The 12,501-nt window shown below is 57.7% G+C and carries 15 protein-coding genes; 3 read left to right on the top strand and 12 right to left on the bottom strand.

Annotated features, from left to right (window positions below):
• Positions 1–2 precede the first annotated feature (2 nt).
• Positions 3–848 carry a site-specific integrase gene (locus B9Z42_RS14100; protein ID WP_100134055.1) on the bottom strand — a complete coding sequence of 282 codons (846 nt, stop codon included), beginning with the start codon at positions 846–848 and terminating at the stop codon, positions 3–5.
• Positions 849–970: 122 nt separating this feature from the next.
• The gene (moaC, locus tag B9Z42_RS14105; RefSeq protein ID WP_100134056.1) at positions 971–1,447 is read right to left on the bottom strand and encodes a cyclic pyranopterin monophosphate synthase MoaC; all 477 of its coding nucleotides are present in this window, start codon (positions 1,445–1,447) and stop codon (positions 971–973) included.
• 65 nt (positions 1,448–1,512) lie between these two features.
• Here moaC and B9Z42_RS14110 point away from each other — a divergent pair, with 65 nt between their 5' ends.
• On the top strand, positions 1,513–3,156 hold the full coding sequence (locus B9Z42_RS14110) for a M48 family metalloprotease (protein WP_100134057.1): 1,644 nt from the start codon (positions 1,513–1,515) through the stop codon (positions 3,154–3,156).
• Here the strand turns inward: B9Z42_RS14110 and B9Z42_RS14115 are convergent.
• Positions 3,118–3,477, bottom strand: a complete 360-nt coding sequence (locus B9Z42_RS14115) for a phage holin family protein (protein ID WP_100134058.1) — start codon at positions 3,475–3,477, stop codon at positions 3,118–3,120. The genes B9Z42_RS14110 and B9Z42_RS14115 overlap by 39 nt on opposite strands.
• 78 nt (positions 3,478–3,555) lie before the next feature.
• On the opposite strand from B9Z42_RS14115, the gene B9Z42_RS14120 reads away from it, so the two are divergent.
• On the top strand, positions 3,556–3,963 hold the full coding sequence (locus B9Z42_RS14120; RefSeq protein WP_100134059.1) for a DUF3717 domain-containing protein: 408 nt from the start codon (positions 3,556–3,558) through the stop codon (positions 3,961–3,963).
• Between the two features lie 15 nt (positions 3,964–3,978).
• On the opposite strand, the gene B9Z42_RS14125 is transcribed toward B9Z42_RS14120, so the two are convergent.
• Together B9Z42_RS14125 and purB are read right to left on the bottom strand one after the other, a co-directional pair.
• Positions 3,979–4,539: a YaeQ family protein gene (locus B9Z42_RS14125; protein ID WP_100134060.1), complete on the bottom strand. Its 561-nt coding sequence runs from the start codon at positions 4,537–4,539 to the stop codon at positions 3,979–3,981.
• A gap of 4 nt (positions 4,540–4,543) precedes the next feature.
• Positions 4,544–5,956 (bottom strand): adenylosuccinate lyase, encoded by a 1,413-nt coding sequence (gene purB, locus B9Z42_RS14130; protein ID WP_100134061.1) that lies wholly within the window; start codon positions 5,954–5,956, stop codon positions 4,544–4,546.
• A gap of 84 nt (positions 5,957–6,040) precedes the next feature.
• On the opposite strand from purB, the gene B9Z42_RS14135 reads away from it, so the two are divergent.
• Positions 6,041–6,655 (top strand): glutathione S-transferase family protein, encoded by a 615-nt coding sequence (locus B9Z42_RS14135; RefSeq protein ID WP_100134062.1) that lies wholly within the window; start codon positions 6,041–6,043, stop codon positions 6,653–6,655.
• Positions 6,656–6,662: 7 nt separating this feature from the next.
• Here the strand turns inward: B9Z42_RS14135 and B9Z42_RS14140 are convergent, their stop codons facing one another.
• From B9Z42_RS14140 to B9Z42_RS14170, 7 genes are read right to left on the bottom strand one after another with little or no spacing between them, the layout of a single operon-like run.
• A complete protein-coding gene (locus B9Z42_RS14140) occupies positions 6,663–7,118 on the bottom strand; it encodes a nuclear transport factor 2 family protein (protein ID WP_100134179.1) in 456 nt (151 codons plus the stop codon).
• 5 nt (positions 7,119–7,123) lie between these two features.
• Positions 7,124–7,897 (bottom strand): SDR family oxidoreductase, encoded by a 774-nt coding sequence (locus B9Z42_RS14145; RefSeq protein ID WP_100134063.1) that lies wholly within the window; start codon positions 7,895–7,897, stop codon positions 7,124–7,126.
• Positions 7,894–8,478: a chalcone isomerase family protein gene (locus B9Z42_RS14150; protein WP_100134064.1), complete on the bottom strand. Its 585-nt coding sequence runs from the start codon at positions 8,476–8,478 to the stop codon at positions 7,894–7,896. The genes B9Z42_RS14145 and B9Z42_RS14150 overlap by 4 nt, the downstream gene beginning before the upstream one ends.
• Positions 8,475–9,713, bottom strand: coding sequence for a cyclopropane-fatty-acyl-phospholipid synthase family protein (locus tag B9Z42_RS14155; RefSeq protein WP_100134065.1), 1,239 nt, complete (start codon positions 9,711–9,713; stop codon positions 8,475–8,477). Before B9Z42_RS14155 ends, B9Z42_RS14150 begins: the two co-directional genes overlap by 4 nt.
• Before the next feature lie 19 nt (positions 9,714–9,732).
• Positions 9,733–10,524: a DUF1365 domain-containing protein gene (locus B9Z42_RS14160; protein ID WP_100134066.1), complete on the bottom strand. Its 792-nt coding sequence runs from the start codon at positions 10,522–10,524 to the stop codon at positions 9,733–9,735.
• An 18-nt stretch (positions 10,525–10,542) separates the two neighbouring features.
• Positions 10,543–11,826, bottom strand: coding sequence for an NAD(P)/FAD-dependent oxidoreductase (locus B9Z42_RS14165; protein WP_100134067.1), 1,284 nt, complete (start codon positions 11,824–11,826; stop codon positions 10,543–10,545).
• Positions 11,823–12,368: a glutathione peroxidase gene (locus B9Z42_RS14170; protein ID WP_369806883.1), complete on the bottom strand. Its 546-nt coding sequence runs from the start codon at positions 12,366–12,368 to the stop codon at positions 11,823–11,825. Before B9Z42_RS14170 ends, B9Z42_RS14165 begins: the two co-directional genes overlap by 4 nt.
• Positions 12,369–12,501 lie beyond the last annotated feature (133 nt).

Raw genomic sequence — 12,501 nt, forward strand, 5'->3', positions numbered from 1 at the left:
CTTCAGGTTTTTTGTAATCCGCCAACAGGCGGTCTATGAGTTCGTTGCTTACGGTCATTTCTCTTCCTTTGAAGATGAAGGCAGTTTCCTGCCATTAGACCGTTTACACAAAATCTAGGACACGCCCAGATTTGCACTGCTTCCGTAGATAGCGGTACCGTACGACTGACACCATTCTTAGTTTCAAATAAGTGAGCAGTTCGCCTGTCAAAATCAATATGCTCCCATCGCAAAGAAAGCAACTCACCTCGTCTCATCGCTGTTTCTAAAGCAAGTAGAACGACTGGTTTGGTTAGATGGTTGCGTTTGCCAGTTGGTGACAATTCTTGAAGAAGTCTCTCTAGTTCTTGAGGGTTTAATAGTCGGTTCCGACCCTCGGGGCTCGGTGGCTTACGGACCATTTGAACGGGGTTGGATAGATTGATCCCCCATTCACGCCTAGCATGGTTGATTGCACTGGATATGTAGGCCAACTCACGAATGACTGTTCCAGCTGCAACTGACTTTAGACGATGGTCACGGTGCCTTGCAACCACAGCAGGCGTCAATGAAAAGAGAGAGTGCTTGCTAATCGCCATGCGTTGTAGTGCTCGAAGCCTATAGCCATCCTCATGGGCTCCTTTCATCATGGGAGTCACTTCCCGCAGATAGCGCTCTATCAATTGACCAAGCGTGATTGCTTTAGCGCTGGAGTCATCTTGATAAACCCCTCTCAAGAGTTCGTTTTCTTTTTCAGTGGCCCAAACTTTGGCAGACCTTTGGTTGTTGAATGACTTGCTGAGTGTTGGGTAACCTTTGACGCGAATGCGAACTTGCCAAACATCCTTGCGTTTTTGTATCGATGCCATTTCTTTTCCTTAGTTGGAGCAGAAATGGAGCAAATTACAAAATCAAGCTTTCAAGCACTGATGTTTTTATCCCAGTGACTTAAGCTGTAAAAGATGCGTGAGGTCAAAGAAGTCTATATAAATCAACGATTTACATAACTCCCCGACTTCCCCCCATGCTTCTCCAGCAGCTTCACATCGGTCATCGTCATGCCGCGGTCCACCGCTTTGCACATGTCATAAATCGTGAGTAAAGCGACTTGCACCGCGGTGAGGGCTTCCATCTCCACCCCCGTTTGACCCACGGTTTCCACGGTGGCGGTGCACTGCACGCTGTGGGTGGCGGCGTCCACTGCAAACTCAACCGCAACGCGTGTCAGAGCCAGCGGGTGGCACAGCGGAATCAAGTCGCTGGTTTTCTTGGCGGCTTGAATGCCAGCGATGCGTGCAATGCCCAACACGTCGCCTTTTTTAGCGGTGCCGCTTTCGATCAGGGCCAAGGTGGCGGGCAGCATTTGGATGCGTCCGGTGGCGATGCCGACGCGGCGTGTGTGGGCCTTGTCGGCCACGTCCACCATGTGGGCTTGGCCTTGTGCGTCAAAGTGGGTGAGTGTGGACATGGGGCAATTTACAGCGGGTTAACATGAGAACAGCATCATAAGGTCCGAGTTATCTTGCCCGTCGCATGCCCACCAAAAACAAGCCATCCTTCCTGCATTTGCCGTCGTTGCCGCACCGTTTAGGCGTGTTGGGTTTGTGCGTGGCCTTGTTGTTGCCGATCAATGGCGTGCAGGCACAAAGCAGTACCATCCGTTTGCCTAATTTGGGCGACGGTGCCGATTTGCCCTTGGGCGTGGAGCGTCGTTTGGGCGAAAGTATTGCCCGTGAAATTTACCGCGATCCCGACTATTTAGACGACGCCGTTCTTGGCGATTACATCCAATCGATTTGGCAGCCTTTGTTGGCTGCGGCGCGTCAACGTGGCGAGCTCACGCCTGAGTTAGAACAGCAATTTGCCTGGGACGTGGCCTTGATTCGCGACCGCAGCATCAACGCCTTTGCTCTGCCTGGGGGTTATTTGGGCGTGCACTTGGGGTTGATCGCGGCTGTCAGTAGCGGCGACGAGTTGGCTTCGGTGTTGGCGCATGAGTTGAGCCACGTCACTCAGCGACACATCGCGCGCATGATCGCGCAGCAAGGCCGTCAGGGGCCGATGGTCATGGGTGCCATGATTTTGGGCATGCTCGCCGCCAGCCGCACCGCCAATCCCAGCAGCATGAGCGCCGCCAACGCGGTGATGGTGGGCGGACAGGCTGCGGCGATGCAGAGCCAGTTGAACTTTTCTCGCGACATGGAGCGCGAGGCCGACCGCGTGGGTTACGGCGTGATGACCGATGCGGGCTACGAGCCGCAAGGCTTTGTCACCATGTTTGAGAAGTTGCAGCAGGCTTCGCGTCTCAATGACAACGGCTCATTCCCTTACTTGCGCAGTCACCCCATGACCACCGAGCGGATTGCCGATGCACAGGCGCGCCAACAGTTGCTGCCCCCACAACCTACCTCGCTCACCACGCCGCTGCACGCCATGATGGCGGCGCGTGCGCAGGTGTTGGCCAATCCGGGCATCGACGTCTTGCGCTCTCTCGCAGCACTTGCCGATACAGCTGCCCTGGCCACGGCACCGCCAGCACGACAGGCGGGTGTCTTGTATGCAGCGGTGATGGCTGAGATGCGTCAACGCAACTTTGTCGGCGCCCGTCAGCATCTGGCACGTTTGCAAGTTTTATCGACCGCACAGGTCGTTTCGCAGCAGACGACGCAACCTGCCACGACGCAAGCTTTTGATGCCGTTGCGCAGCGGGTCGTGCGCTTGTTGGGGGCCGAGTTGGCATTGACCGCCAACGACACGATGACCGCACTGCGCCTGCTGTCGACGCCACCCTCCCTCAAATCGGATCGCGCATCGTTGATGTTGCTGATGCAAGCCCGTGTGGCCACTCGCCAACCTGAGCAAGCCCAGCTCGCAGCCGATGCCTTACGGCTGTGGCTCAGTCAGCACCCGCGTGATGCGTCGGCTTGGTTGCAACTGGTGTCGGCCTATGAGGTGCAGGGCGACAGTTTGCGCGCCATTCGCGCCCAAGCCGAGGCCCGTGCTGTGGAGCTTGATTACCCTGCTGCCGTCGATCGGCTGAAGGCGGCACAAGCTTTGGCGCACAGCATGGCGCGTGAAGGCAAATTAGACCGAGGGGGCCATATCGAAGCGTCCATCGTGGACGCGCGCTTGCGCGAGTTAGAGGGTTTTCGGCGAGAACAGGCGTTGCAGCGCTGAGTCAATCAGCACGCCAAACGCTGTGTAAATCAGCGAGCCCAGCAAGGCAGAGCCAAAGTCCTGCACCTGAAAGCCTTCCAGCAACCCTGCGGCGGCCCAAAACAACAAGGCGTTGATGATGAACAAAAACAAGCCTAAGGTTAAAAACGTAACCGGCAGCGTCAACACGACCAAAGCGGGGCGCACCACCAAGTTGAACAAGCCGATGACAAAGGCTGCAGCCAAAGCCGTTCGGAAGTCTTTCACTTCAACGCCGCTGTAAAGGTGGGCCAGCGCCAACAAGGCGGCAGCGTGGAGTAACCAAGTCAGGATGAGTTTCATTGTTCAGTCAGCATAGCACTGCAGCTATGATCCACACCCCACTCCCACCCCTACTTTTAGGTCGTTCACTCTAGCGCCATGGCCAGCATTCACATCACCGACATTGAGGCCGCCATCAACTATTGGCGCGACAGATCTCCCTCACCCGACGGCATCACGCTCGCCCCCGAGCTGCGCGCTTTGGCCGAGGTGTATGCGTTGATGGTGTTTCACCACCAAGACGAGGCGGCAGAGCGAGGCTTTCCATCCAAAGCCTTGGATGCATGGCTGACTTGGTACAACACCACACCCGACGCACCTTGCATCGCGATTTGCTCAACCAGCCAAGGTGACGAGGAGTGCAAAGGCTGCGGACGCACCTTTGAAGAAGTGCAGCACTGGCCAGGCATGACGCCCAGCGAGAAGCGCAGCACATGGCGACGCATCACCATGATTGGCACCTCTTGGCGTTTTAACAAATACGCCGAGCGGGCGCGGGGCGAGTAAGTTTTTTTTGCAGCGTTATTTCCAGCGCTCGCACTCAATGTCGACGGTGGTCTTGCCGTTGCTCATCATCACCACACCTTCTTGAACCGTGGCTTGCAATTGCATGCTGCGCTCCGCCAGTTTGGCCAACTCTTGCGACGCTGTGCTGGGGATGCGCCACACCTGCAACGACGTGGGCTTGATGAGTTTGTTTTGCATGGTCTTCCACCAGACATCGCCAGAGCTGGAGAACACATACAACATCACTTGGTCGGCCTTGCTGCAGGCTTTGAGCAAAGGCTTTTCTTCGGGCTGACCCACTTCAATCCACAGGCGTTTGCGGCCCGTGAAATCGGTCAGCATCACATCGGGCTCGTCGGGGTTCGACAGGCCCGCACCAAAAGCCAGCACGCCGTCGCCGTTACACACGTCTTGCAGCAAATGTGCTTGTAACGAGAGCGCGACCAAACGCACCATCATGCGCTCGTCGGTCTCGCTGGGGTGGCGTGCGAGGGTGAGAGCGTGGTCGGCGTAGTAGCTGTGGTCAATGTCCGCGATCTGAACGTTCGCTTTGAAGATGGTGGATTTGATCGCCATGGTTTTAAACGCGACGCGCCAGTTCGGCGGCTTTGCCCACGTAGCTGCCGGGGGTCATGGCCAGCAAACGGTCAATGTCGGCTTGCGGAATTTGCAGCGATGCAATCAAACCGTGCAGCGCCTCAGCCGTAACCGTCTTGCCGCGCGTGACTTCCTTGAGCTGCTCGTAAGCGCCTTGCACACCGTAGCGGCGCATGACGGTTTGGATGGGCTCTGCCAACACTTCCCAAGCGGCGTCGAGGTCCGCAGCCAAAGCTTCTTCGTTGAGTTCGAGTTTGTTCAAACCCACGCTGAGCGACTGATACGCCAACGCGGTGTAGCCCAGGGCCACACCCATGTTGCGCAACACGGTGGAGTCGGTCAGGTCACGCTGCCAACGGCTGATGGGTAGCTTTTCGCTCAGGTGTTTGAGCACGGCATTGGCCAAACCCAAATTGCCTTCGGCATTTTCAAAGTCAATCGGGTTGACTTTGTGTGGCATGGTGGACGAGCCAATTTCGCCAGCTTTCAGGCGTTGCTTGAAGTAGCCCAACGACACATAGCCCCACACATCGCGAGACCAGTCGATCAGAATGGTGTTGGCGCGCGCCATGGCATCAAACAACTCGGCCATGTAGTCGTGGTGTTCGATCTGAATGCTGTAGGGCTGGAAGGTCAGGCCGAGGCCCAGAGGCGCTGGCGTTTCCACTACTTTGCGGCTGAAGGCTTCCCAGTCGAAGTCGGGCCAAGCGCTCAGGTGGGCGTTGTAGTTGCCCACCGCGCCGTTCATCTTGGCCATCATGTGCACGCCTGCAATGCGTTCGCGCACTTGTTTCAAGCGCACCACCACGTTGGCCACTTCTTTGCCAACCGTCGTGGGGCTGGCGGTTTGGCCATGGGTGCGGCTGAGCATGGGCACCTCGGCGAAGGCGTGAGCCATCTCGCGCAGCTTGGCAATCAAACCATCGAGGCCAGGCAAGATCACGTCATCGCGGCCCGCTTGCAGTTGCAAAGCGTGGCTGGTGTTGTTGATGTCTTCGCTGGTGCAGGCAAAGTGCACAAACTCGGCGGCGGCTTCGAGCTCGGCGTGGCCTTTGAATTTTTTCTTGATCCAGTACTCCACGGCTTTCACGTCGTGGTTCGTGACCTTCTCTTCGTCTTTGATGGCCAGCGCATCTTCTGTGCTGAAGTTCGTCACCAAACTGATCAGATAGGCGCGTGAGGCAGCGCTCAATGGTTTGAATTCGGCAAAGCCCGCATCGCTCAAAGCCATGAACCACGCAATCTCCACCTGCACGCGGCGGTGCATATAGCCTTGTTCGCTCATCAAGGGGCGCAGCGCGGCGACTTTGCCGGCGTAGCGGCCATCAAGTGGCGAGAGGGCGGTGACTTGGGAAACAGCTTGGGAAGTAGATGGGGAGGTAGGGGTGTTGCTCATCCTGCAATTTTAGGTGGTGCCGCTGACGCGGTGCATGCAATGCGCCCCTATAAAATACGCGCTCTGTCAATTTCAAATGAACGTATGAAGCTTATTGGTGCCGTCACCAGTCCCTACGTGCGCAAAGTGCGTATCGTCTTGGCCGAGAAAAAACTAGACGTTCAATTCGTCACCGAAGACGTATGGGCGGCCGACACCACCATCACAGAATCCAATCCGCTGGGCAAAGTCCCGTGCTTGATCATGGAAGGCGGCGAGGCCCTGTTTGACTCCCGCGTGATCGTGGAGTACCTCGACACCTTGTCACCCGTGGGCAAACTTATTCCCGTTGGTGGCCGTGAGCGTGCGGAAGTGAAAACGTGGGAAGCCTTGGCCGACGGCTTGTTGGACGCTGCCATTCTGGCCCGCTTAGAAGCTCACTGGATTGGTCGCAAAGACAACGAGCGCAGCCAAGCTTGGATAGATCGTCAGATGAAAAAGATCGATGACAGCTTGGCCGCCATGAGTCGCGGATTGGGTGAGCGTAGCCACTGCGTGGGCATCCATCTGAGCTTGAGCGATATCGCCTTGGGCAGTGCCTTGGGTTACCTCGATTTCCGTTTCCCCGACATCAACTGGCGCGAGCGTCACGCCAATTTGGCTGACCTTTTTGAGCGCTTGTCACAGCGACAAAGCTTCAAAGACACGCTGCCGGCCTAACTCGAAGCTAGCTGTTGGCTCGTCGCTTGAGCCAACGCATCAAGCTGCCCACCACGGGCAGCTTTTCATACAACTCTTCGGCAGCATCCCAGTAATCGCGGTGTATGGCCACGCGCCATACACCCGCTTCTTCGCGCAGCACCAAGTGGCTGGCGCCGCGAATGGTTTGTGTGCGACCTGCGTCAAAGCGGCGCATGCCAAACAAAAAATCCCAAGTCACAAAACATTGCGCACCTTGCTGCACACGCTGTGTGATGACAAAACGTGGCGCATCAAGCTCGCGAAACATGTGCGCAAAGATGGCCTCAATGGCGGGCACGCCCTGAACCTCGTTGAACGGGTCTTTGAACTGCGCGTCGGCTGTGTAGATGTCGGCGATGCGGGCGACGTCGGCGGGTTGAAGTTGTTCAAAAAAGTCGACCACGCGCTGCAGCGCGGCTTCGCAGGTGTCAGTGTTGCCCATGGGGTTCACATCCCCGTGGCGCGGCGCACCAACGCAAAGTACCAGCGGTAAGGCAGCAAGCGCATGAACTTGAGCCAGCGTGTGAAACGTTTGGGGTAGTGGATCTCGAAGGCCCCTTTTGCCCAGCCGCGCAGCATTTCGCGGGCGGCTTCTTCGGGGCTAATCAAAGCCGGCATGTGGAAGGTGTTTTGCGCGGTCAAGGGTGTTTCTACAAAACCGGGGTTCACCACGCTCACGCCCAAACCTTGGGTGGACAGATCCAGATACAAAGCCTCGGCCAGATGAATCAAGGCCGCTTTGGTGGGGCCGTAGGCCAAGCTTTGCGGCAAGCCTCGGTAGCCCGCCACGCTGGCCACCAGACTGAGGTGGCCAAAGCCTTGCGTCAGCAAGGCGGGCAACACCGCGTCGAGCATGTAGAGCGCGCCCAGGTAGTTGACGGTTTGGTGGCGCAGCATTTCGTCCAGGTTGTAGTCCGTGGCGCGCACCGGTTTGTAATAGCCGGCGCAGTAAATCACCACGTCTAAGCCTTGTTCAGCTTGTATGTGTTGCGCGGCTTGGCGCATGGCTATGGGATCGCTCACATCGAGCACGACTGCCTGTGCGCCAGGGTGGGTATCGACAAACTGTTGCAGCAACTCAGCCTTGCGGGCCGACACCACCACGCGCGCACCTGCTGAGTGCAGGGCTTGGGCGGTCGCCAAGCCAATGCCGCTCGAGGCGCCAATCAGCCACACGCTGCGGCCTTGCCAATCGGTGATGGTTGGATTGAGGGGTTTCATGGTTGTGCACCTGCTAAAAGTTGTTGTCGCAGTTGACGTTGCGAAGTCTCGGGGGCCAGCCAAATGCCCATGAAGCGTTGGGCCAATTCGGCGTCACGCATCTCGCCCAGCAGCTGTTCTTGGTGCAGAAGTTGCAGGCCTTTTTGAGGCACGTAGACGCCGGTGAGTCGCTCGCCTGCGCGCACATTGGGAATGAGTTGGTTCAGCAGTGTCGACCAGTTTTGGGTTTGAGCGGGAGTCAGGGCACGCTGGCCCTGCATCTCATCCATGGAGCGCTGGGCAATGTCGGCGCCTTTGAAGTCCCGCAGGTAACGCAGATCCAATACCAAGGCTTGTCTGTCCCAATCGCTGGCTGAAAAAGTCGCATTCGCCCACAGGCTGGCGTCGTAGACCGAAAAGCCCCAAAAGGTAAAACGTTGCTGCCCCATCAGGCGAGGGGTGGTCAGCCATTTTTGCAAGCGTTGCATGGGCAAGGCGTCGCTGGGTGGGGTTTGTGCCGCAGCGTTGGGTAGTCGCCCAGCGGCGGCGAGCGTCAGCCCGGCCTGCAGGCCAACAGTGAGAAGCCTGCGGCGCGTGTTCATGGCTTGACCAAGGTGTACTGCACCACGTCGATGTTGTGTTGCTCAAAGGCTGCTTCGCAGTAGGCGAGGTAGAACTCCCAAATGCGGATGAAACGCAGGTCAAAGCCCAACGCCAGCACCTGCGCTTGGTCAGCCATGAACTGCTGGCGCCAACGGCGCAAGGTTTCGGCATAGTCCAAGCCAAAGGCCATTTCATCCACCACCTTGAGGCCTGCTTTCGCTGCTTGTGCGCGGAACTCGCGTGGGCAGGGCAAGCAGCCGCCGGGGAAGATGTATTGCTGAATGAAGTCGGTGCTGGTCACGTACCGGTCAAACAAGCTGTCGTCGATGACGATGCTCTGGATGCACGCCTTGCCGCCGCTTTTGAGCAGCCGAGCGACGGTGGCGAAATAGGTAGGCCAATATTCTTGGCCCACCGCTTCGATCATTTCGATGGAGCAGACCGCGTCATACGGGCCATCGTTGATGTCGCGGTAGTCTTGCCAACGCAGGTTGCTTTGGTCTTGCTTGCCCAAGGCTTGCATGCGGCGGTTGGCGTAGGCCAGTTGTTCGTGGCTCAAGGTCACGCCGCTCATGTGCGCGCCAAATTCGGTGCTGCCCATCTCGGCCAGTGCGCCCCAGCCGCAGCCAATTTCCATCACGCGGTCACCGGGTTTGACGTCGACCATGCGCAGGGCGCGGCGCACTTTGGCGCTTTGAGCTTGGGCCATGGGTTGGCTGCGGTCACCGTCAAACCAAGCGGACGAATAGTTCATCGTGCCGTCCAGCCACAGCTCGTAAAACGCATTGCCCAAGTCGTAATGGGCGTGGATATTTTTGGCGCTGTTGCTGCGCGTGTTGCGGTTGAGCAAATGCTTCACGCGGTAGACCAAGCGGCCCAGCCAGTGGCCATAAATCAGGTCGTCCATGTCGCGGCGATTGGCGACCAAGAGCTGCAACAAGTCAGCCAAGTTGTGGGTGGTCCAGTCGCCCGCGATGTAGCTTTCTGCAAAACCAATGTCGCCCGATTTGAGGGCTTGGGTCAGCGGTGTCCAGTTGTTCAAATGCAGGCTGGCGTGCAAGGCTTGGCCTTGGGCTGGCGTTTCGCCAAATTGTTCGGTACTGCCGTCGGGCCATTGCACATGCAAGGTGCCATGTTTGAGGCGTTGCAGCAGGCCAAGGACGCGCCGAGCAGCCGAGGGCATGTCAGAGGGTGAGGTGGCGCGTTGGGCGGTGTCGTTGCGGGTGGTGGTCATGGCTGGTGGTGTCTTTGAATCAGCGGGTCACAAAATGTTTGGGCGGTGCGGGTTGCCGGAAAAACGGCACGCGTTTGCGCCACAGCTTGAAGGCTTGCCAGTGGATGCGCACCATGACCATCGCGGTCATCAGGGGGTAGCGCCACAAAGCGCGTCGCAAGGCGGTGCGCGTGATGGGTTGAAGTTCGCCACTCACGCTCGTTTCGATCAACGGGCCTTGGGCATCGTCGTGGTCCACGCGGGCCACGGTGTGTGTGGCGGTGCGTAGAAAGCGAAAACGGTAGTCGCCTTGCACCGCACAAAACGGCGAGACATGAAACACCTTGTCGGCGCGCAGTTCGACGCCATACTTCGGGCGGTCGAGCAAATAGCAGTGGCGTTCGCCAAAGGTGTTGTTCACCTCCACCACGATGGCGCGCAAAGAGTCGTCAGCCGCGTGGCAATACCAAAAGCTCACGGGCTTGAAGGTGTAGCCCAGCACGCGCGGGTAGCAATGCAGCCACACCTCGCCCGTAGCATCGGTGATGCCCTCGGCCAGCAACATATCGTCTAGCCAAGCCAGAGCGCCGCCTTGTGCCGGACTGCGGCCATCGCCGTGGTCCACGTCATGAAAGCTGATTGCCCCTGCACGGTTGATGGCCAACGGTGCGTCGCCCGTCGCCAAGCTACGCATCGGCAACATCAAGAAATAGGTGCCGTAGGCAAACTCATGATGCGTGGGGCGCAAACGGGTGTGACGCACTTGGCCAAACCCGATCAAGCCGGTTTCGGGCAGCGCTTTCGCGAGAGCTTGCGTCAGGGGGGCTTGCATCACACGCTCAGTGTCCGCTCAAGACGTCAGCCAACTCTGTGCGGCAGCACGCCCAGCTTTGAAGCCGTCTTCGTGAAAGCCGTAGCCCATCCAAGCGCCTGCAAACCACGTACTTTGCTGGCCTTGCAATTGCGGCATCAGCCCTTGCGCTTGCGTGGCTGCCAAGTCAAATACGGGGTGCGCATAGTCGTAGGTGCCCAGCACTTTGGCGGGGTCAATCTCGTGCACAGGGTTGAGTGACACCACCACGTCTTGCGTGAAAGGCAGGGGCTGTAAAAGGTTGAGCCAGTAATGCAAACACACACGCGCCGACTCGGTGTTGTGTTGCGCGGCGCGTTCGTAGTTCCAAGCCGCCCAAGCGAGTTTTTTCTTGGGCATGACCGATGTGTCGGTATGCAGCACCGCGCGGTTGGCGTGGGTGCGAATCGCGCCTAGGGTGGCTTGTTCTTGCGGCGTCGGTGCGGCCAGCATGCGTAGGGCTTGGCCCGCGTGGGTGGCCAAGATGACGGCATCAAAGCGTTCGCTGCCCGTGTTCGTGTGCACGGTGGCACCTTGGGCATCGCGCTCGATGCGCATCACGGGTGTGTTCAGCCGTTTGTCGGGGATGCGCGCCACAATCTTCTCGACGTAATGTTTCGCGCCACCAGCCACCGTGTGCCATTGCGGGCGGTTGTTGACCTGAATCAGGCCGTGGTTGTGGCAAAACCGCACCATCGTGGCGACGGGGAATTGCAGCATTTGGTCGGTGGGACAACTCCAAATGCAGCCCAGCATGGGCAGCAAATACCAGTCGCGGAAGGTGTCGCCAAAGGCGTGGGTGTGCAAAAAGTCTTGCAGCGGTTGCGCCAGTTCGTGGTCTTGGTTGCGTTCAGCCAGCGCTGTGGCCAAGGTGTTGAAGCGCATCACGTCGCGCAACATGTTCAAAAAACGCGGTTTGAACAGGTTGCTGCGCTGCGCAAACACCGTGTTCAAGTTGGCACCGTTCCACTCCAAAGCGCGCTGCCCGGGTTTGCCAGGCACTTGCACCGAGAACGACATGTCCGACTTGGCTGTCGCCACTTGCAGCTCGTCAAACAGGGCAATCAGGCCTGGATAGGTGCGTTCGTTGTAGACCAAAAACCCTGTGTCCACGCCGTGGGTTTGCAAGCCCGTCGCAGTGGGTAAGGTCACGTCCACGGTGTGGGTGTGGCCACCAAAGTAATCGCCCGCTTCAAACAGGGTGAGCTCGGCGTGGCCATGCAAATGGTGGGCGGCTGACAGGCCCGAAATGCCTGAGCCAACAATCGCCACGCGTCGCGTCATTGACCTGCCCCTTTGAGCGCCAATTGCTTTTCAATTTCTTGCACAAAGGATTTGTCTTGTGGCCCCGTCATGCTGCTGAAGCTTTTGACGGTTTGGCCATCGCGGCTGATGATGTATTTGTAAAAGTTCCACTTGGGCGTGGTGCCCGTTTGCTCTGTCAATTGCTTGAACAGGGGCAGCGCGTCGGGGCCACGCACGGTAGTTTTAACAAACATGGGGAACTTCACACCAAAAGTGCTTTCGCAAAAGTCGGCAATTTTGGCGTTGCTGTCTGGCTCTTGGGAAAAGTCGTTGCTGGGAAAGCCCAGCAATACCAAGCCTCGGTCCTTGTACTTGGCGTGCAAAGCTTCTAAGCCTTTGTATTGGGACGTGAAACCGCAAAAACTGGCTGTGTTCACCACCACCACCACCTGACCCGCGTATTGGCACAGGTTTTGGGGTTTCTCGTCTTGCAGCCGCTGAACGGTGTGCTGCAGCACGCGCGGGCATGCTGTACTGACAACTTTTTCAGTCGTTGCATAGCCCGATGTGCTTGCAAGCATTGACGCCACAATCAGGGTTCGCCAAACGTTTGTTAAAAATGAAATGTTTTTCATGGTTCTTTGAACATGGCTAAATTACGGGTATTGTCTGGGACAAACTGAATATCCGCTTCCGCTAACGGTCATTACATTC

The organism is Limnohabitans sp. B9-3, assembly GCF_002778325.1.
Classification (GTDB): domain Bacteria; phylum Pseudomonadota; class Gammaproteobacteria; order Burkholderiales; family Burkholderiaceae_C; genus Limnohabitans; species Limnohabitans kasalickyi.

Bases quoted from the DNA above. Each gene is read 5' to 3' on its own strand.
- B9Z42_RS14100 (WP_100134055.1), bottom strand. From the start codon at position 848: ATGGCATCGATACAAAAACGCAAGGATGTTTGGCAAGTTCGCATTCGC.
- moaC (WP_100134056.1), bottom strand. From the start codon at position 1,447: ATGTCCACACTCACCCACTTTGACGCACAAGGCCAAGCCCACATGGTG.
- B9Z42_RS14110 (WP_100134057.1), top strand. From the start codon at position 1,513: ATGCCCACCAAAAACAAGCCATCCTTCCTGCATTTGCCGTCGTTGCCG.
- B9Z42_RS14115 (WP_100134058.1), bottom strand. From the start codon at position 3,477: ATGAAACTCATCCTGACTTGGTTACTCCACGCTGCCGCCTTGTTGGCG.
- B9Z42_RS14120 (WP_100134059.1), top strand. From the start codon at position 3,556: ATGGCCAGCATTCACATCACCGACATTGAGGCCGCCATCAACTATTGG.
- B9Z42_RS14125 (WP_100134060.1), bottom strand. From the start codon at position 4,539: ATGGCGATCAAATCCACCATCTTCAAAGCGAACGTTCAGATCGCGGAC.
- purB (WP_100134061.1), bottom strand. From the start codon at position 5,956: ATGAGCAACACCCCTACCTCCCCATCTACTTCCCAAGCTGTTTCCCAA.
- B9Z42_RS14135 (WP_100134062.1), top strand. From the start codon at position 6,041: ATGAAGCTTATTGGTGCCGTCACCAGTCCCTACGTGCGCAAAGTGCGT.
- B9Z42_RS14140 (WP_100134179.1), bottom strand. From the start codon at position 7,118: ATGGGCAACACTGACACCTGCGAAGCCGCGCTGCAGCGCGTGGTCGAC.
- B9Z42_RS14145 (WP_100134063.1), bottom strand. From the start codon at position 7,897: ATGAAACCCCTCAATCCAACCATCACCGATTGGCAAGGCCGCAGCGTG.
- B9Z42_RS14150 (WP_100134064.1), bottom strand. From the start codon at position 8,478: ATGAACACGCGCCGCAGGCTTCTCACTGTTGGCCTGCAGGCCGGGCTG.
- B9Z42_RS14155 (WP_100134065.1), bottom strand. From the start codon at position 9,713: ATGACCACCACCCGCAACGACACCGCCCAACGCGCCACCTCACCCTCT.
- B9Z42_RS14160 (WP_100134066.1), bottom strand. From the start codon at position 10,524: ATGCAAGCCCCCCTGACGCAAGCTCTCGCGAAAGCGCTGCCCGAAACC.
- B9Z42_RS14165 (WP_100134067.1), bottom strand. From the start codon at position 11,826: ATGACGCGACGCGTGGCGATTGTTGGCTCAGGCATTTCGGGCCTGTCA.
- B9Z42_RS14170 (WP_369806883.1), bottom strand. From the start codon at position 12,368: ATGCTTGCAAGCACATCGGGCTATGCAACGACTGAAAAAGTTGTCAGT.